Annotated in this window: 13 protein-coding genes; 3 read left to right on the forward strand and 10 right to left on the reverse strand. The window is 60.8% G+C overall.

Annotated elements, in window-relative coordinates; translation table 11 throughout:
- Window positions 1–224: 224 nt before the first annotated feature.
- Window positions 225–1,151, forward strand: coding sequence for a GGDEF domain-containing protein (locus BFW87_RS01695; RefSeq protein WP_078738270.1), 927 nt, complete (start codon window positions 225–227; stop codon window positions 1,149–1,151).
- A 21-nt stretch (window positions 1,152–1,172) separates the two neighbouring features.
- Here the strand turns inward: BFW87_RS01695 and BFW87_RS01700 are convergent, their stop codons facing one another.
- From BFW87_RS01700 to BFW87_RS01730, 7 genes are all read right to left on the reverse strand, one after another.
- Complete coding sequence (locus BFW87_RS01700; protein ID WP_439848372.1) at window positions 1,173–1,946, reverse strand: TenA family transcriptional regulator; 774 nt, start codon at window positions 1,944–1,946, stop codon at window positions 1,173–1,175.
- 78 nt (window positions 1,947–2,024) lie between these two features.
- Entirely contained in the window at window positions 2,025–4,487 is a 2,463-nt protein-coding gene (locus tag BFW87_RS01705; RefSeq protein ID WP_078738272.1) for an EAL domain-containing protein, read from the reverse strand.
- Between the two features lie 71 nt (window positions 4,488–4,558).
- The gene (locus BFW87_RS01710; protein WP_078738273.1) at window positions 4,559–6,361 is read right to left on the reverse strand and encodes an ABC transporter ATP-binding protein; all 1,803 of its coding nucleotides are present in this window, start codon (window positions 6,359–6,361) and stop codon (window positions 4,559–4,561) included.
- Window positions 6,354–6,956: a DsbA family protein gene (locus BFW87_RS01715; RefSeq protein WP_176159695.1), complete on the reverse strand. Its 603-nt coding sequence runs from the start codon at window positions 6,954–6,956 to the stop codon at window positions 6,354–6,356. The genes BFW87_RS01710 and BFW87_RS01715 overlap by 8 nt, the downstream gene beginning before the upstream one ends.
- A gap of 36 nt (window positions 6,957–6,992) precedes the next feature.
- Entirely contained in the window at window positions 6,993–7,934 is a 942-nt protein-coding gene (gene trhO / locus BFW87_RS01720; RefSeq protein ID WP_078738275.1) for an oxygen-dependent tRNA uridine(34) hydroxylase TrhO, read from the reverse strand.
- 118 nt (window positions 7,935–8,052) lie between these two features.
- Window positions 8,053–8,349, reverse strand: a complete 297-nt coding sequence (locus BFW87_RS01725) for a BolA family protein (RefSeq protein ID WP_078738276.1) — start codon at window positions 8,347–8,349, stop codon at window positions 8,053–8,055.
- A gap of 6 nt (window positions 8,350–8,355) precedes the next feature.
- The gene (locus BFW87_RS01730) at window positions 8,356–8,877 is read right to left on the reverse strand and encodes a DUF2059 domain-containing protein (RefSeq protein ID WP_078738277.1); all 522 of its coding nucleotides are present in this window, start codon (window positions 8,875–8,877) and stop codon (window positions 8,356–8,358) included.
- Between the two features lie 193 nt (window positions 8,878–9,070).
- On the opposite strand from BFW87_RS01730, the gene BFW87_RS01735 reads away from it, so the two are divergent.
- Entirely contained in the window at window positions 9,071–10,459 is a 1,389-nt protein-coding gene (locus BFW87_RS01735; RefSeq protein ID WP_078738278.1) for a class II fumarate hydratase, read from the forward strand.
- Here the strand turns inward: BFW87_RS01735 and BFW87_RS01740 are convergent.
- The 3 genes from BFW87_RS01740 to pap all read right to left on the reverse strand — a co-directional run bounded on the left by BFW87_RS01740 (window position 10,456) and on the right by pap (window position 14,603).
- The gene (locus BFW87_RS01740; protein WP_078738279.1) at window positions 10,456–11,412 is read right to left on the reverse strand and encodes a DMT family transporter; all 957 of its coding nucleotides are present in this window, start codon (window positions 11,410–11,412) and stop codon (window positions 10,456–10,458) included. The genes BFW87_RS01735 and BFW87_RS01740 overlap by 4 nt on opposite strands.
- Before the next feature lie 191 nt (window positions 11,413–11,603).
- On the reverse strand, window positions 11,604–12,788 hold the full coding sequence (locus tag BFW87_RS01745; protein ID WP_078738280.1) for a thiolase family protein: 1,185 nt from the start codon (window positions 12,786–12,788) through the stop codon (window positions 11,604–11,606).
- 300 nt (window positions 12,789–13,088) lie between these two features.
- The gene (gene pap, locus BFW87_RS01750; protein ID WP_078738281.1) at window positions 13,089–14,603 is read right to left on the reverse strand and encodes a polyphosphate:AMP phosphotransferase; all 1,515 of its coding nucleotides are present in this window, start codon (window positions 14,601–14,603) and stop codon (window positions 13,089–13,091) included.
- A gap of 141 nt (window positions 14,604–14,744) precedes the next feature.
- Here pap and mnmC point away from each other — a divergent pair, with 141 nt between their 5' ends.
- Entirely contained in the window at window positions 14,745–16,733 is a 1,989-nt protein-coding gene (gene mnmC, locus BFW87_RS01755) for a bifunctional tRNA (5-methylaminomethyl-2-thiouridine)(34)-methyltransferase MnmD/FAD-dependent 5-carboxymethylaminomethyl-2-thiouridine(34) oxidoreductase MnmC (protein WP_078738282.1), read from the forward strand.
- Window positions 16,734–16,745: the final 12 nt, after the last annotated feature.

A 16,745-nucleotide genomic window follows, 5' to 3' on the forward strand; every position in this document is an offset into this window, starting at 1 on the left:
AGTTTTATTAAGTTAAACGAAATGGCATGAATCTCGCTCTAATCCTCTTCAAGCAGGTTAAGCGATGACAAGACGTGTGGCAGCGCCCAGGGGTTATAAACCCACTGCAAAGCGGTTTAGACTGTATCCAATGTTTTACGGAACTGAAGGAACAGTAAGACGCTTGGTACTCGCCACTCTCATCGAGCCTGTAAGACTGTTAAGTGCTTAGAGGCCGTTCGCTTATGAAAACACCGACCCAGACCAACGCAATTGACTTCGACAGTGCCAAATTGCAACGCCTGGGGTTTGGTCAACCTGCCCTCCGCCCTCGCCGCCCCGTCACCTTTGCCCAACTTCGCCAGCAACTGAGTCAGCAATTGCAGACCAGCCTGGAACCGGAGCGCATCCTCGGCCTGTTCTTTCGCGAGATCCAACGACTGGTGCCCCTGGATGCGCTGCAATACCGCCACGAAGCCAGTGACCTGCGCCTGGAGTTTGGCCATCGCGGCCACCACTCGGTGAGCTACACCTTGAGCCATGAAGGTGAGCACTTGGGCGAGCTGATATTCCGTCGCAACCAGCGTTTGACCGAAGAGGAACTGAACCAGCTTGAGGCGCTGTTGGCGACATTGCTGTACCCGATGCGCAACGCCCTGCTCTACCGCGCCGCCACCCGCAGTGCTTTGCGCGACCCGCTGACCGAGACCGGCAACCGGATTGCCATGGACCAGACCCTGCAACGGGAAATCGACATGGCGCGGCGGCATCTGCACCCGCTGTCGTTGCTGATGCTGGACATCGATCACTTCAAGAAAATCAACGACACCCATGGCCATGCCGCGGGCGACAACGTACTGCGCGCCGTGGCCGGGGCAATCAAAAGCCAGTTGCGCAATGTGGACATGGTGTTTCGGTTTGGCGGGGAAGAGTTTCTGATCCTGCTCTCCAACACTGGCCGGGATGCGGCGGGGATGGTGGGCGAACGTCTGCGCAAAGCGGCACAAAGCCAGGATTACTGGGCGGACGGTACACGGATCGAATTGACGGTGAGCCTGGGTTGCTCGACCTTGCTGGCGGCCGAATCTGCCGAAAGCCTGCTGCGCCGCGCCGACAACGCGTTGTACGTGGCCAAGCGCGAAGGCCGCAACCGTTTGGCAATGGCGGGGTAAGCCCCCGCCATCACGCTTACATCACGCTTCGCTGGCAACGCGAGCCTGGCGCTCGCGAAGGGCTACGGGCGCTTTTTCCTTCTCTTTCTCCAACCGCATGCAGCTTTCCAGAAACAGGAACATGTAGTCGTAGCTTTTGCACACGGCCTGGCGCAGCTCCGCCTGCAGGGCCTTGGTCGGGTTCATGCCGGCCAGGGTGCAGATGATTTCCAGGGCTTCCCACGGGTGGGCATCGTCGTACTGAGCGTGCATTTTCAACCACTTCATCGCACGTTTGCGGTCTTCTTCAGGGAAGGCGGCCGCATACACGCCGGTGGAACAGACCACGGCGGACCACTCCCCAGTCGCCCCCTCGATCGCATAGTTGGTGGCGGCAATCGCGACGATCAACGAATCCGCCGAACTGGTGTGCCAGCACCAATGGCTCAGTGCGTGCAACTCCGGCGGTACGTTCTGCGCTTGCAGCTCTTCGAGGCTCACGCCATGGGCGCGGGACCAGTGCACCCAATAGTCGGCGTGGTTCAGTTCCACGCGAATGTTGCGCATCAGCCAACGCCGCGCCATATCCTCCCCAGGATGGCGGGCAAACTTGGTTTTGGTGAGGTTTTGTGCCATGTACAAGGCAAACTGTTCAACCACTGGCCAGCCACCGATCAGGTAGTAGCGCATGGTCTTGGCGCTGAGCGTGTTGTCACGCATGCGCTCATACAGTTCGTGCTCGACAACTCGGCGCTTGCTCTCGCTACAGTCCTGGATCAGCTTTTGCGCCCAGGCGGGATAACTAGAGGCTTCCATAAGCGGGCCGGTTCTGTTGAATGTGTCGATCACTGTAGGGCTCCTTTTTAAGTGTGATTGTACAGACCAGCAAATGTTTCAGCGGAATGTGCCGGGCGCCTTGAATAACAGAGGCTGCGGCCGCACAGGTCGACACTGCAAGCTATCAAAGGTAAACAATTGCGGGCGTTCAATCAGATAACCCTGAGCGTAATCCACACCTATCTCAAGTAAAGCCTGTTCGATGTGCGGTGTTTCAACAAACTCGGCAATTGTGCGCTTACCCATGACATGGCCGATGTGATTGATCACTTCGACCATGGCGCGGTTAATCGGGTCGTCCAGCATATCCTTTACGAAACTTCCATCGATCTTCAGGAAGTCTACAGGTAAATGTTTGAGATAGGCGAATGAGGACATTCCGGCACAAAAGTCATCGAGTGAAAAATGACAACCTAAGGCTTTGAGTTCATTAATAAAACGAATCGCACTGCCTAAATTTGCGATAGCACTTGTTTCTGTTATTTCAAAACAGATCATTGTGGGTGGAATGTTATAAGCGTCGAATTTCTCACGTAGAAAACCGAGAAAGTCTTCATCGCCAATCGTAATACCTGACAGATTAATCGCACACATGGCCATAGGTCGGCCCGGACGTTCACGCAGGCACTCGGCAATAATTTTAAATACATTTTCAACTACCCAACGGTCCAGCGACGTCATCAAACCATAACGTTCGGCGGCCGGGATAAAGCTGTCCGGAAGAATGATCCGGCCCGCCTCATCATGAAGGCGCAGCAGGATTTCAATATGGCCATTACCGCCATCAGTCTGGCCCAGGGGAGCAATTTCCTGCGCGTACAAACAAAACCGGTTTTCTTCCAGAGCCATGTGCAGGCGCTGCACCCACGCCATTTCGCCAAACCGCAAGGACAGCTCCGAATCATCGGCGTGGTAGACCTGCACGCGGTTGCGGCCTTTCTCTTTGGCCATGTAGCACGCCATGTCAGCGGCGCGCAGCGAAGTTTCCAGAGTGGTCGGCGTTTGCGAAATGTGTACCAGGCCGATACTCACGGTGGTCATGAATGGCCGGCCCTTCCACACAAAATGCAGGCTTTGCACGGTATGGCGCAGGCTCTCGGCGATTTTCTCCGCCACCGGTGCCGGGCAGTTCTCCAGCAGGATGCCGAACTCATCGCCCCCCAGGCGTGCCAACGTGTCGCCCTCGCGCAGGTCCGACTGCAGCAGCGCACAAATATGTCGCAACAGTTCGTCGCCCGCCGCATGGCCACAGGTATCGTTGACCAGCTTGAACTGGTCCAGGTCGAGAAACATCAGCGCATGCCGCCCGTTCTGCTGGCGGCCGACCTGCTGCAACACCTGCTCCAAACGGAACTCGAATTCGCGTCGATTGGCCAGCCCCGTCAGGGCATCGTGAGTGGCTTGCCACGACAGGTTAGCGATGTACTGTCGCTCCTGCGTCATGTCGTGCAACACCAGTACCGCACCGCTGACCTTGCCGGCGCTGCGGATCGGTGCGCCCACCAGGGTGACCGACACGGTGCTGCCGTCCAGGCGCTGGATCAGTTTGGAATGCTCGCTGCCACCACTGAGCTGCCCTTTGACGATATGTTCGATCAAGGTGAAACCATCAGGCTCGGCGTTTTCATCCAGCAGGTTGAACAACGCCGCCAGCGGCAAACCTTGAGCCTGGGCCGATTTCCAGTGGGTCAGCGCCTCGGCTGCCGGGTTCATATAGGCAATCGCGCCGTCGACATCGGTGGTAATGACCCCGTCGCCGATCGATTCGAGGGTGATCTGCGCGCGCTCCTTCTCCGCCTGCAGGGCGTTGGCGAATGCGTGGCGCTGGGCCAACAGCTTGTGGGTACGCAACAATGCCAGAACGATAAGGCCCAGGGCCGTGGCCAGGTTGGTGATCAACAACAGCCGCAGAATGACCCGCGAGCCCTCGCCCAAGGCATCGCTGAACGCCTTGGCGGCCGGCGTCACGCCTTCGTTGATCGCAATGATATTGGCCTTCCACTGGCGCACATCATTGCTGCTCACATGATCGGTACTGACCGCCCGGTGCATCTCCTGGGCGAGGTTATCCAGCTGAACGAGGTAACCATCACCGACCGTCCACAGTTCGATGGCTTTTTCCAGGTAGCTGAAATGGCGAAAATTGAGGTACAGCCAGATCAGGCTGGACACGTCATCCGGGTGGTTGCCGCCCTTGAGAATACCGTGGCGGGCGGCCGCCAGGTCCGGGGTGGGCTGGTCCAGCGCGATGCGCAACTCATGCCCGCCCTGAGGCACGGCAATGGCCTGCTGGTATTTGAGGAAGGTGGTTTCGTCGCGGTTATCCGCGTAAAGCGTCAGGTAGTAGATCGCGTCCTTCTGGCCCTTGGACCACAAGCTTTCGCCAGCCACATAGCCTCGCACGGCTGAAAGCACATAAAGGCTGACGCAGCCCAGCAATGCCTGGAACAACACGACGGCGATAAAGGGCCAGACGATGCCCAATAGCCGTGGCGTTCCGAGAGTCCGCTTTTGCTTCATGAAGTCCCTTGCACATGCACCGCTGAATACGCACGCGAAAATCCGCTTCCGATAGCACAGCCTAGGCTAAATCAACGTACTTGTTGCAAGTGCCCGTATAACTTGGCGTACAAGCCGCCGTCGGCAATCAGCTGCTGATGATCACCGTCTTCAGCGATATGACCGCCGTCAAACACTAATACTCGATCAGCCTGCTTCACCGCCGACAGGCGGTGAGCGATGATCAGTGTAGTACGACCGCTGAGAAACCGCGCCAGCGCCTGGTGCAGGTTGTACTCGGTGGCGGCGTCGAGGGCTGAGGTGGCCTCATCCAGAATCACCACCTTGGGCTCGGCCAACACCATCCGCGCGATCGCCAGGCGTTGCCGCTGCCCGCCGGAAAAGCGTACGCCGGAACGCCCCACCACACTGTCCAAACCCAAGGGTAAAGACTTGACGGTCGCGTCCAGCTGGGCGATTTCCAGCGCCTGCCAACAGGCCTGGTCTGTGCGTTCACGGCCCATGGTCAAATTGGCGCGCACCGTGTCGTTGAACAGCGCCGGGTGTTGCAGTACCACCGCGACGTTCTCGCGGATGGTCTCCAGGCCGATTTCCTGCTGGGTCGCGCCACCGAAACGAATACTGCCCGCCTGCGGCGTATAAAGCCCCAACAACAGTTGCACCAGAGTGCTCTTTCCGCCACCGCTGGCACCGACAATGGCGACTTTTTCACCGGGTGCGATGGTCAGGTTCAACTGGTCGAGCACCCGATCTTCGCCATAACCGAAGTTAAGACCACGCACCTCGATACCCACGGTTTCACGCCCGGTGAAAGGGTCTTCGCCCCCGGCGTATTGCGGCTCGTCAGCGCGCGCCAGCAGTTCATTGATGCGCGTCAGCGCCCCACCCGCGGCGTAGTAGGCGTATTGCAGGTTCAGCAGTTGCTCCACCGGGCCGATCATGAACCACAGGTAGCTGAACACTGCGAGCATCTGGCCGATGGACAGGTCGGAAAACAGCACAGTGAGCATCGCCGCCGCACGGAATATGTCGATACCGAACTGGAACAACAACCCACTGGCGCGGCTGGAGGCGTCGGTTTTCCATTGCGAGTGAATGGCGTAATCACGTACTTCCTGAGCGCGCTGGCCCAGGCGCCCGAGGAAAAAGCCCTGGCGGTTGCCGGCGCGCACTTCCTGGATGGCATCGAGGGTTTCGGTCAGCGCCTGGGTGAAGCGCGAAGTGCTGTCGTTCTCAAGCTTTTTAAGATGCTTGACGCGCTTGCCCAATTGCACCGTGGCGTAGATCACCAGCGGGTTGAACAGCAGAATCAGCAAGGCCAGCTGCCAATGCATCCACACCAGAATCGCCGAGGTGCCCACCAGCGTCAGCATCGCCACCAGGAAACGGCTGAGGGTTTCACCGACGAATTTATCCAGCGTATCCAGGTCGGTGACCAGGTGCGTGGTGACCGTGCCGCTGCCCAGGCTTTCGTATTCCCCCAGGGAAATGCGCTTGAGCCGCTCGATCAGGCGCACGCGGATGCGGTATACGATGTCCTTGGCCAACCGCGCAAACAGCCGCGCCTGCACGACGTTGAACACCAGTGCGCCGCAGCGTAGCGTCAGGGTCACTAACAGCATCAAACCGATATAACCCACGGCCTTCTGCCAACCCAGCGGCAGCGCGTGGTTCATCACTTTAAGTGCAGCATCGCCGTGGCCCAGCAGCACTTCGTCCACCAGCAGCGGCAGCAGCAAGGGGATGGGCACGCTGCACAGGGTCGCCAGCACGGCGACACCATTGGCGATCCACAGGGATTTTTTGTGACGCAGGGCCAGGCGGCGAATTTCCGCCCAGGTCAGACGATCAGTACGTTGGGGCGGCTCATGCACAGGCAGCTCGCTCCAACCATCGGGCGAGTAAAGGCGAAAGTTCGGACAACGGCTGGTAGCCGTTGGTCAGCAACGCCAGCTGACCATTGCGCTCGGCGAGCAATGTCGGGAAACCGGCGATGCCCAAATCCTGCACCCACGTAAAATCGGCCGCCGTGGCCGCATGCTGCTCGGCCTTGTCGAACGCTTCGGCAAAAACGATACGCGGAATTCCGGCCTGCTCGGCCAACTCCACCAGCACGCTGGCAAGGGTCACATCGCGGCCCTCGACGTAAAACGCCCGCTGAATCAGCCCCAACAGCTTCCACGCGCAATCCGGCGCCAGGCTGCGCGCGGTGACGATGGCGCGGCACGCGGGCTCCGTGTCGTAGACGAAACCGTCGGGCAACGCGCCCTCGCGCTTGAACGGCTGGCCGGTGGCCTCGGTGACCGCCTGCCAGTGCTCAAGAATGTAGCGCCGCGTGGTCGGCTCCAGCGCCGCGCCACTGCCGGTGCGCAAGCCGCCCACCACCAGGTGCAGCTCCACACCAGCTGCCTGGGCCTGCTCCACCAACGCCTCGGCCACCGGGGCAAAGCCCCAGCACCAGGAACACATCGGGTCCATCACATAGAGCAGGCGCGCGGGCATGGGTCAGGCCTCGGAAGGGGTTTGCTTATAGTTGAAGCCAATCGGGTGCGGCATATTGCGGGCCTTGGCCAGTTCAATCTGCTTTTGCCGGTCGATCGCGCTGCGACGGGTCTTCTCCGGCAGCTTATCCCAGCAATGCGGGCAACTGATGCCAGCCACGTAGTGCTCGGACGCGCGGTCTTCCACGCTCACCGGTGTACGGCAGGCATGACATTGATCGTAGTCGCCTTCGCTCAAGTCGTGGCGCACGGTCACACGGTTATCGAACACAAAGCAGTCGCCCTGCCATTTAGTCTCTTCCTGCGGCACCTCTTCGAGGTACTTCAGAATGCCGCCCTTGAGGTGGTAAACCTCATCGTAACCTTGGCTGAGCATGTAGCTCGAGGCTTTCTCGCAACGAATGCCACCGGTGCAGAACATGGCGACTTTCTTGTGCCTGGCCGGGTCGAAGTTGGCTTTGATGTAGTCAGGAAATTCGCGAAAACTCGTGGTTTTCGGGTCGATCGCGCCTTCAAAGGTGCCGATCGACACTTCATAGTCGTTGCGGGTGTCGATCAGCAGCACTTCCGGGTCGCTGATCAGCGCGTTCCAGTCTTGCGGGTTCACGTAGGTGCCGACTTTTTTGTTCGGGTCGACGCCTTCGACGCCCAGGGTCACGATCTCTTTCTTGAGCTTGACCTTGGTGCGGTAGAACGGCTGGTCGTCGCAATACGACTCTTTGTGATCGATGTCGACCATGCGCGGGTCGTTTTTCAGCCAGGCCATCAGGCCATCAATGCCTTCGCGGCTGCCGGAAACGGTGCCGTTGATGCCTTCTTCGGCGATCAGCAAGGTGCCTTTGATGCCGTTGTCGACCATCGCCTGCAGCAAGGGCTCGCGCAGGGCGACGTAATCTTCGAGGGTGACGAACTTATACAGTGCCGCCACGACAATCGGTTGAGTCATGGGTGTTACCTCCAGGTGGCTACCCTCGTAAAGGGTGAACCGGATGCAAAAAAAACGCGCCGGCTAAGCGGCGCGTTGCGGATTCTAACAAATGCCGGGTGTCAGAGACACCTCATCATCAGTCATGCCCGCCGGCGCAGGTCGGCGAGGCCGGGGCTGCGTCGATTTTCGCCCATTCGTCAGGCGTGTAGGTATGCAGCGCCAACGCATGAAACTCGCTCATCAGGTCACCCAAAGTGGCGTAGACCGTCTGGTGGCGCTTGACGCGGTTAAGCCCCTCGAATTGCTGGCTGACCAGCACGGCCTTGAAGTGGGTCTGCAACCCACGGCTGTGCATATGGCTTTCATCCAGCACGCTCAAGTGTTGCGGGCTCAGGGCGGCGAGCGCCGTTTCGATACGCTGTTGCATGGTCATTCCTGCTTACTTCTTCTTCGCCGGAGCAGCGGCTTTTGCCGGAGCCAGCTCATTGGTCATGTCTTCCAGCAGCTTGTTCACCACCGGTACAGCGCTTTCCAGCTTGGCCTGGGTCATCTGGGCCGATTGCTGGGTCAGTTGCGGCATCTTTTCCAGGACTTTCTTGCCCAATGGCGACTGGTAGAACGCGACCAGGTCCTTGAGCTCGGATTCGCTGAAGTTGGTGGTGTAGAGCTTGACCATGTCCGGCTTCAGCTTCGGCCAGCCGATGGCTTGGTCCAGCGCGGCGTTGGCCTTCGCCTGGTAGCTGTCCAGTACGGACTGCTTGGCGGCAGGCGCGTTGGTCTGCTGGAAACGTTGGGCGAACATTTGCTGCACTTGCATGTACACCGGGGTACCCAGCTTGTCAGCGTGGGCCAGGGTAAGGAAGGCTTCGGCACTGGCGTTATGGCTGGCGGTATCGGCAAAAACCTGGCCGCTGGCGCAAACCAGAGCAACCGCGGTACAGATGGCACGAAGACGAGTCATCGAGTTTCCTTTTCTAGCAGGCGAGGTAAGACCCCAAGGGCGACCATTCTGCGCCTAAAAAACCTCGCGGCTCAACCCCAGGCCTTGTCGGGCCTGGTTTTGCGGGGCCTGCAGCCGATGAAACGTGTTTTATGGAACCCCACCGGGCCATCACAGCCTAAACTGCGCAAACGAACCTGAAGGAGTGTGCCCGATGAGCCGTATCGAAACCGACAGCCTGGGAGAAGTCCACGTCCCGGATGACGCTTACTGGGGCGCTCAGACCCAACGTTCGCTGGTGAATTTCGCCATCGGCGAGCAGCGTATGCCCCTGGCGGTGCTGCACGCCCTGGCCCTGATCAAGAAGGCCGCTGCACGGGTCAACGACCGCAATGGCGACCTCCCCGCCGACATCGCCCGTCTCATCGAACAAGCCGCCGATGAAGTGCTCGCAGGCCAACATGATGACCAATTCCCGCTGGTGGTCTGGCAGACCGGCAGTGGCACCCAGAGCAACATGAACGCCAACGAAGTGATCGCCGGTCGCGCCAACGAGCTGTCGGGCAAGGCCCGTGGCGGCAAGAGCCCGGTGCACCCCAATGATCACGTGAACCGCTCCCAAAGCTCCAATGACTGCTTTCCTACGGCCATGAGCATCGCGGCGGTGCAAGCCATCCACAAGCAGCTGTTGCCGGCGATCGGCAATCTTTCCGGCGGCCTGGCGGAACTGTCGGCGCGCCATGTGAAGCTGGTGAAGACCGGCCGCACCCACATGATGGACGCCACGCCGATCACCTTCGGCCAGGAACTCTCGGCGTTTATCGCCCAGCTGGACTACGCCGAGCGCGCCCTGCGCAGCGCGCTGCCGGCGGTATGTGAGCTGGCCCAGGGCGGCACTGCCGTCGGCACCGGGCTGAACTCCCCGCACGGTTTTGGCGAGGCGATTGCCTCCGAACTGGCCGCGTTGTCGGGCTTGCCGTTCGTGACGGCGCCGAACAAATTTGCCGCACTCTCCGGCCACGAACCGCTGGTGACCCTGCACGGCGCGCTGAAAACCCTCGCCGTGGCCCTGATGAAACTCGCCAACGACCTGCGCCTGCTCGGCTCCGGCCCGCGTGCAGGGCTGGCCGAGGTCAAGCTGCCGGCGAACGAGCCGGGCAGTTCGATCATGCCGGGCAAGGTCAACCCGACCCAATGTGAAGCCCTGTCGATGCTGGCCTGCCAGGTGCTGGGCAATGACGTGACCATCGGCATTGCCGCCAGCCAAGGGCATTTGCAGTTGAACGTGTACAAGCCGGTGATCATCCACAACCTGCTGGAGTCCATCCGTCTGCTGGCGGATGGCTGCAACAACTTCCAGGAGCATTGCATCGCGGGGCTTGAACCGGATGCCGAGAAAATGGCCGAGCACCTTGAGCGCGGGCTCATGCTCGTGACGGCGCTCAACCCGCATATCGGCTATGACAAGTCGGCGCAGATCGCCAAGAAGGCTTACGCCGAAGGCCTTACGCTACGTCAGGCCGCGCTGGACCTGGGCTTCCTCACCGACGCCGAGTTCGACCAGTGGGTACGCCCGGAAAACATGCTCGAAGCCGGGCACTAAGACGCCAGCCGCAACCGCCGGGCCTTGAGCCCGGCGATCAGCGACGGCGCCAGCGCCACGGTGGCCGAGCCCATCATCACCACCAACGCCCCGGCATAACCCAGGGCGTTGATCTCTTCGGCCTGCACGTAATCGGGCCACAACCACGCCGCCAAGGCCACTGCCATGAAGGTCACCAGGGGCGTCAGCGCCAGTGTCGCGCTGACCCGCGAGGCCTCCCAATGCGCCAGGGCTTCGGCAAACGCGCCGTAGGCCACCAGCGTGTTCATGCAGCACGCCAGCAACAACCAGCCTTGCAACGGGCTCAGGTCCAGCGCCTCCAGCGGATGCGCCCACGGCGTGAGCAACACGGCGCACGACAGGTAGATCACCATCATCACCTGTAGCGAATTCCACACCGTCAGCAATTGCTTCTGGCCCAGGGCGTAGAACACCCAAATGGTGGTGGCGAGCAGGATCGTCAGCACCCCCGCGGTGTAGGTGCCGAGGGACGTCAGCAGCTCCACCAGACGTTGGTTGAAGAACAACCCGAAGCCAATGATCAACACCACCAGCCCCACCGCCTGCCCCAGACTGAAGCGCTCCTTGAATACAAACACGCTGGCGACCATCAGAAAGATCGGCCCCATCTGCACCACCAACTGCGCCGTGCCGGGGCTGAGCATTTTCAGGCCGACCAGATACAACACATAGTTACCCACCAACCCGCAGACGGCCATCCCCACCAGCCAGCCGCCTCTGGGGCCCAAGACCTTGCGGCTGGGCAAACGCCGGGTCAGCGCCAGGTAGATAAACAAGCAACTGCCGGCCACGACCAGGCGAAACCAGGTGACAGTCACCGGGTCCATCACCTGCAGCACTTGCTTGAGTTTGATCGGCAGAATGCCCCACAGAAACGCGGTCAGCAGGGTCAAGCAAAAGCCATAGACCCAGCGACCGGAAGAGATATGCATGAATGCCCCGAATGCCTGAGGAAGTGGAGCGGGCATTCTAGGGGCAAGCGAAAGGATTGGGCTACGGCGCAATTCAAATGTGGCAACGGGCTTGTGTGGGAGCCGGGCTTGCCCGCGATGGCGGTGTGTTATTCACCACTGCCATCGCAGGCAAGCCAGCTCCCACATTAAACGGGTTTAGTCAGGGGGGATTAGCGTACGGCTTCGAACAGACCAGTAGCACCCATCCCGCCGCCCACGCACATGGTCACGATGCCATAGCGCAGATTGCGCCGTTGCAGCTCACGCACCAAGTGCCCCACCTGCCGCGAACCGGTCATGCCAAACGGGTGCCCGATGGAAATCGAGCCGCCATTGACGTTGTATTTCGCGTTATCAATTTCCAGACGATTGCGCGCATACAGGCACTGGGACGCAAACGCTTCGTTGAGTTCCCACAAATCGATGTCCGCAATCTGCAAGCCCTTGGCCTTGAGCAACTTGGGCACCGAAAACACCGGGCCAATCCCCATTTCGTCCGGCTCGCAACCGGCCACGGTGAAGCCGCGGAAAAACGCCTTGGGCTTGAGATCCAGTTCCAAGGCTTTTTCCAGGCTCATCACCAGGGTCATCGAAGCGCCATCGGACAATTGCGACGAGTTACCCGCCGTCACCGAACCGTCTTCGGCAAATACCGGCTTCAAGCCTTGCAGGCTCGCCAGCGTGGTGTCCGGGCGGTTGCAATCGTCGCGATCGACCACGCCATCGAGCACCTGCACGGCGCCGGTGTTCTTGTCTTCGAACTTGTACTTGACTGCCATCGGCACGATTTCATCGTCGAACAAGCCGTCGGCCTGGGCCTGGGCGGTGCGTTGCTGGCTTTGCAGGGCGTACAGGTCTTGCTCTTCTCGGCTGACGTTGTAGCGGCGCGCGACGATCTCGGCAGTCTGGCCCATGGGAAAGTAGATGCCCGGCACCTGCTCCTTGAGCAGCGGGTTGATCAGGTTATCGGTGTTGACGCTTTTCATGGTCAGGCTGATGGACTCCACACCGCCGGCCACAATGATGTCGCTGCAACCCGAGGCAATCTGGTTGGCCGCAATCGCTATCGCCTGCAGGCCCGAGGAGCAAAAGCGGTTCAGGGTCATGCCCGCCACGCCAGTGCCCAGTTGCGAGAGCACCGCCACGTTACGGCCGATGTTGTAACCCTGGGCGCCTTCGTTGGAGCCGGCGCCAACGATGCAGTCCTCAACCGTGGCCGGGTCGATACCATTGCGGGCCAGCAATGCGTTGACGCAATGGGCTGCCATGTCATCCGGACGGGTCTGGTTGAACTTGCCACGAAAGGACTTGGCCAGGCCGGTTCGCACGCTGTCGACAATCACTACTTCACGCATGGACTACCTCGATCTTGTGGTTGTTGGGAGATGGATCGAGCATAGATCCAGGCATTCCCGACCGCGACGATCATTCACCCGACATATACAAAAGCATGCCTGCTGATCCTGTGGCTGGCGAGCTTTCTGTGGCGAGCGGGCTTGCCCGCGTTGGGGCGCGAAGCGGCCCTGATTCAGGCGCCGTGTTCTTTCAGGCAAAACTCATTGGCAGGGTTTGGGGCTGCTTCGCAACCCAACGCGGGCAAGCCCGCTCGCCACAGAAGCCCACTTGCCACAGGAAGCCCGCTCGCCACAAGTGAGCTATTTCTTTTTCTTCTTGTCGTGCTTGTCGGTCTTGTCGAACGCCTCTTCCAGCGCCCGATTGATCGTGCGCAGCACCTTGACCCGCGCCCAGCGCTTGTCATTGGCTTCCACCAGGGTCCAGGGCGCGATTTCGGTGCTGGTGCGGTCGACCATATCGCCCACGGCGGCGCGGTAGTCGTCCCACTTGTCGCGGTTACGCCAGTCATCCTCGGTAATCTTGAAACGCTTGAACGGGATGTTTTCGCGGGCCTGGAAGCGCTCCAACTGGGTTTGCTTGTCGATGGCCAACCAGAACTTGACCACGATCACACCGGCGTCGCGCAACTGCTCTTCAAAATCGTTGATCTCGCCGTAGGCACGCATCCAGTCCGCCGGGGTGCAAAAGCCTTCCACGCGCTCCACCAGCACGCGGCCGTACCAAGAGCGGTCGAACACGGTGAACATGCCGCGCGCGGGGATTTTCTGCCAGAACCGCCACAGATACGGCTGGGCACGCTCGTCTTCACTCGGCGCGGCAATCGGCACGATGTGGTATTGACGCGGGTCCAGTGCGGCGGCCACACGGCGGATCGCGCCGCCCTTGCCCGCCGCGTCATTGCCTTCAAACACGGTGATCAACGCGTGTTTGCGCATGCGCTTGTCGCGCATCAAACCGGAGAAACGCGCCTGTTCGGTAATCAGTTGTTCTTCGTAATCGTCCTTGTCCAGGCGCTGGGTCAGGTCGAGGCTGTCGAGCAGGCTTTTCTTGTCCACCGACGCAATCAACGGCGCCGGGTTCATGCCGCTGGCCTTGCCCTTGGGCACTTTCAAGGCATTTTGCAGGCTTTCGAGGAGGATTTTGCCCACGGTCAGGCTGCGGTAGTGCGCATCGACGCCTTCGATCACATGCCACGGCGCGTAGTCGCGGCTGGTGCGACGCAGGATGCGCTCACCGAAGTGCACGAACTTGTCGTAGGTCTCGGACTGCTGCCAGTCCAGCGGGCTGATGCGCCAGCTGTGCAGCGGGTCATCGGCCAGGGCCTTGAGCCGCGCTTTCATCTGTTTCTTGGACAGGTGGAACCAGAACTTGAAGATCAATGCGCCTTCATCGCAGAGCATCTTTTCCAGGCGCTCGGCGCCGGCGATGGCCTGGTCCAGGCGTGCGTCCTTGATCTGCCCGTGCACCCGGCTTTGCAGCATCTGGCTGTACCAGTTGCCGAAAAAGATACCCATGCGGCCCTTGGCGGGCAATTGGCGCCAGTAGCGCCACGCCGGTGGGCGCGCCAGTTCTTCGTCGCTCTGCTGGTCGAACGTGCGCACTTCGATCAGGCGCGGGTCCATCCATTCATTGAGCAGCTTGACGGTCTCGCCCTTGCCCGCGCCTTCGATGCCGTTAATCAGGATGATCACCGGGAAGCGCTTCTGCTGTTGCAGCTCGTACTGCACTTCCAGCAGGGCCTCACGCAGGGCTGGCACTTCGGCTTCGTACGTGTCTTTGTCGATGGCGTGACCGATTTCGGCGGATTCGAACATGGGCAGCTCCGTTTCAAGATGGATCAAGACTAGCGGATTGGGCAACAACACGCGGGAGGAAATTCCACTCGCGCTTGCCATGGGTCAATTCATTGCCCATTGATCGGCTAGAATGGCCGCCTTGTGTTTACCGAGCCGCCCATGAACCCCATCACCCACGCCCAGCTCGACTGGGACGAACAAGGCCGCCCGCACTCGCGGGTGTTCGACGACGTGTACTTTTCCGACCAGTCGGGCCTTGAAGAAACCCGCTATGTGTTCCTCGAACAGAACCGTTTGCAGGCGCGTTTTGCGGCCTTGCCGGCGGGCGGGCAGCTGGTGATTGGCGAGACCGGGTTCGGCACGGGCCTGAACTTTTTGTGTGCCTGGCAACTGTTTGAGCAACATGCCGTGGCCGGTGCGCGCCTGCATTTTGTCAGCGTGGAAAAATACCCGCTGAGCCACGCCGACCTGCAACGCGCCCTCGCCCTCTGGCCTGAGCTTGCGCCCTTCGCCGAGCAGTTGCTGGCGCAGTACCTCGCTATTCACCAGGGTTTTCAGCGCCTGGTGCTGGATAACGGCCGCGTGACCCTGACTCTGTTGATCGGCGATGCTCTGGAGCAATTGCCGCAACTGGATGCACAGATTGACGCGTGGTTTCTCGACGGTTTCGCCCCGGCGAAAAACCCCGACATGTGGACCGCCGAGCTGTTTGCCGAACTGGCTCGCCTGGCGGCTCCCGGCTCGACCATCAGCACCTTCACCAGCACCGGCTGGGTGCGCCGGTTGATCAACGCAGCGGGCTTCAAGATGAAGCGCACGCCGGGTATCGGCCACAAGTGGGAGATCCTTCGCGGTGAGTTCCTCGGCTGGCCCGAGGAAACTCCCGCGCCACCGGCTGCAAAGCCATGGTTCGCACGGCCGCCCGCAATGACCGGCGAGCGCCACGCCATGGTCATCGGCGGCGGCCTGGCTGGCTGCGCCACTGCCGCTAGCTTGGCTGCCCGTGGCTGGCGCGTCAGCCTGCTGGAGCGCCACGCCGCGCTGGCTCAAGAGGCTTCAGGCAACCCACAGGGCGTGCTGTATCTCAAACTCTCGGCCCATGGCACGGCATTGTCGCAGCTGATTCTCAGCGGCTTTGGCCACACCCGTCGCCTGCTTGAGCATTTGCACCGCGGCGTCGATTGGGACGGCTGCGGTGTGCTGCAACTGGCGTTCGATGCCAAGGAAGCGCAGCGTCAGGCCCAGCTCGCCGAGGCCTTTGCGCCAGATCTGTTGCACCTGCTGGACCGCGATCAGGCCCAGCACCGCGCAGGCGTGAACCTGGAACAGGGCGGCCTGTTTTTCCCCGACGGCGGTTGGGTGCATCCGCCTGCGCTGTGCCAATGGCAAGCGGCGCATCCGTTGATTGAAGTCTTGACCCATCATGAAGCGCTGGAACTGCACCGGGTCGATGAGCAGTGGCAGGCGCGCGATGGCAACCGCGTATTGGCAAGCGCCAGCGTGGTGGTGCTTGCCGGTGCCGCCGAGATCAAGCGGTTCCCGTTCAGCGCCGACTTGCCGCTCAAGCGCATTCGCGGGCAAATCACCTGCCTGGAACAGACAAACGCGAGTGAGGCCCTGGCCACCGTGGTCTGTGCCGAAGGCTATGTGGCGCCAGCTCGTCTGGGCGAACACACCTTGGGCGCGAGTTTTGATTTCACCAACGAAGACCTCACGCCCACGCTCGCCGAACATGCCGGTAATCTGGAGATGCTGCGCGAAATCTCCGAAGACTTGCTGCAGCGACTCGGTGCTGCCTTACTTGCGCCCGAAATGCTGGAGGGCCGCGCGGCGTTTCGTTGCACCAGCCCGGATTACCTGCCGATCGTCGGGCCGCTGGCCGAGCACGAGGCGTTCCAGGACGCCTACGCCGTGCTGTCCAAAGATGCCCGTCAAGTACCGGACACGCCCTGCCCGTGGCTGCCGGGCGTGTACATCAACAGCGGCCACGGCTCACGCGGGCTGATCACCGCGCCACTGTGCGGCGAATTGCTTGCGGCCTGGCTGAGTGATGAACCGTTGCCGGTACCGCTCAGTGTGGCGCACGCCTGCCACCCGAACCGGTTTGCCCTGCGTGCGCTGATCCGTACCAAGGCGCTGGCGCGCTGATCGTGCCCGTGG

The sequence above is a fragment of the Pseudomonas fluorescens genome, assembly GCF_002022275.1.
GTDB classification, from domain to species: Bacteria; Pseudomonadota; Gammaproteobacteria; order Pseudomonadales; family Pseudomonadaceae; genus Aquipseudomonas; species Aquipseudomonas fluorescens_AJ.

What these genes read in the sequence shown, in the direction of transcription:
- mnmC (WP_078738282.1), top strand. Translation starts at nt 14,745, where the DNA reads ATGAACCCCATCACCCACGCCCAGCTCGACTGGGACGAACAAGGCCGC.
- BFW87_RS01715 (WP_176159695.1), bottom strand. Translation starts at nt 6,956, where the DNA reads ATGTGTTCCTGGTGCTGGGGCTTTGCCCCGGTGGCCGAGGCGTTGGTG.
- trhO (WP_078738275.1), bottom strand. Translation starts at nt 7,934, where the DNA reads ATGACTCAACCGATTGTCGTGGCGGCACTGTATAAGTTCGTCACCCTC.
- BFW87_RS01705 (WP_078738272.1), bottom strand. Translation starts at nt 4,487, where the DNA reads ATGAAGCAAAAGCGGACTCTCGGAACGCCACGGCTATTGGGCATCGTC.
- BFW87_RS01700 (WP_439848372.1), bottom strand. Translation starts at nt 1,946, where the DNA reads ATGGAAGCCTCTAGTTATCCCGCCTGGGCGCAAAAGCTGATCCAGGAC.
- BFW87_RS01735 (WP_078738278.1), top strand. Translation starts at nt 9,071, where the DNA reads ATGAGCCGTATCGAAACCGACAGCCTGGGAGAAGTCCACGTCCCGGAT.
- BFW87_RS01695 (WP_078738270.1), top strand. Translation starts at nt 225, where the DNA reads ATGAAAACACCGACCCAGACCAACGCAATTGACTTCGACAGTGCCAAA.
- BFW87_RS01725 (WP_078738276.1), bottom strand. Translation starts at nt 8,349, where the DNA reads ATGACCATGCAACAGCGTATCGAAACGGCGCTCGCCGCCCTGAGCCCG.
- pap (WP_078738281.1), bottom strand. Translation starts at nt 14,603, where the DNA reads ATGTTCGAATCCGCCGAAATCGGTCACGCCATCGACAAAGACACGTAC.
- BFW87_RS01730 (WP_078738277.1), bottom strand. Translation starts at nt 8,877, where the DNA reads ATGACTCGTCTTCGTGCCATCTGTACCGCGGTTGCTCTGGTTTGCGCC.
- BFW87_RS01740 (WP_078738279.1), bottom strand. Translation starts at nt 11,412, where the DNA reads ATGCATATCTCTTCCGGTCGCTGGGTCTATGGCTTTTGCTTGACCCTG.
- BFW87_RS01745 (WP_078738280.1), bottom strand. Translation starts at nt 12,788, where the DNA reads ATGCGTGAAGTAGTGATTGTCGACAGCGTGCGAACCGGCCTGGCCAAG.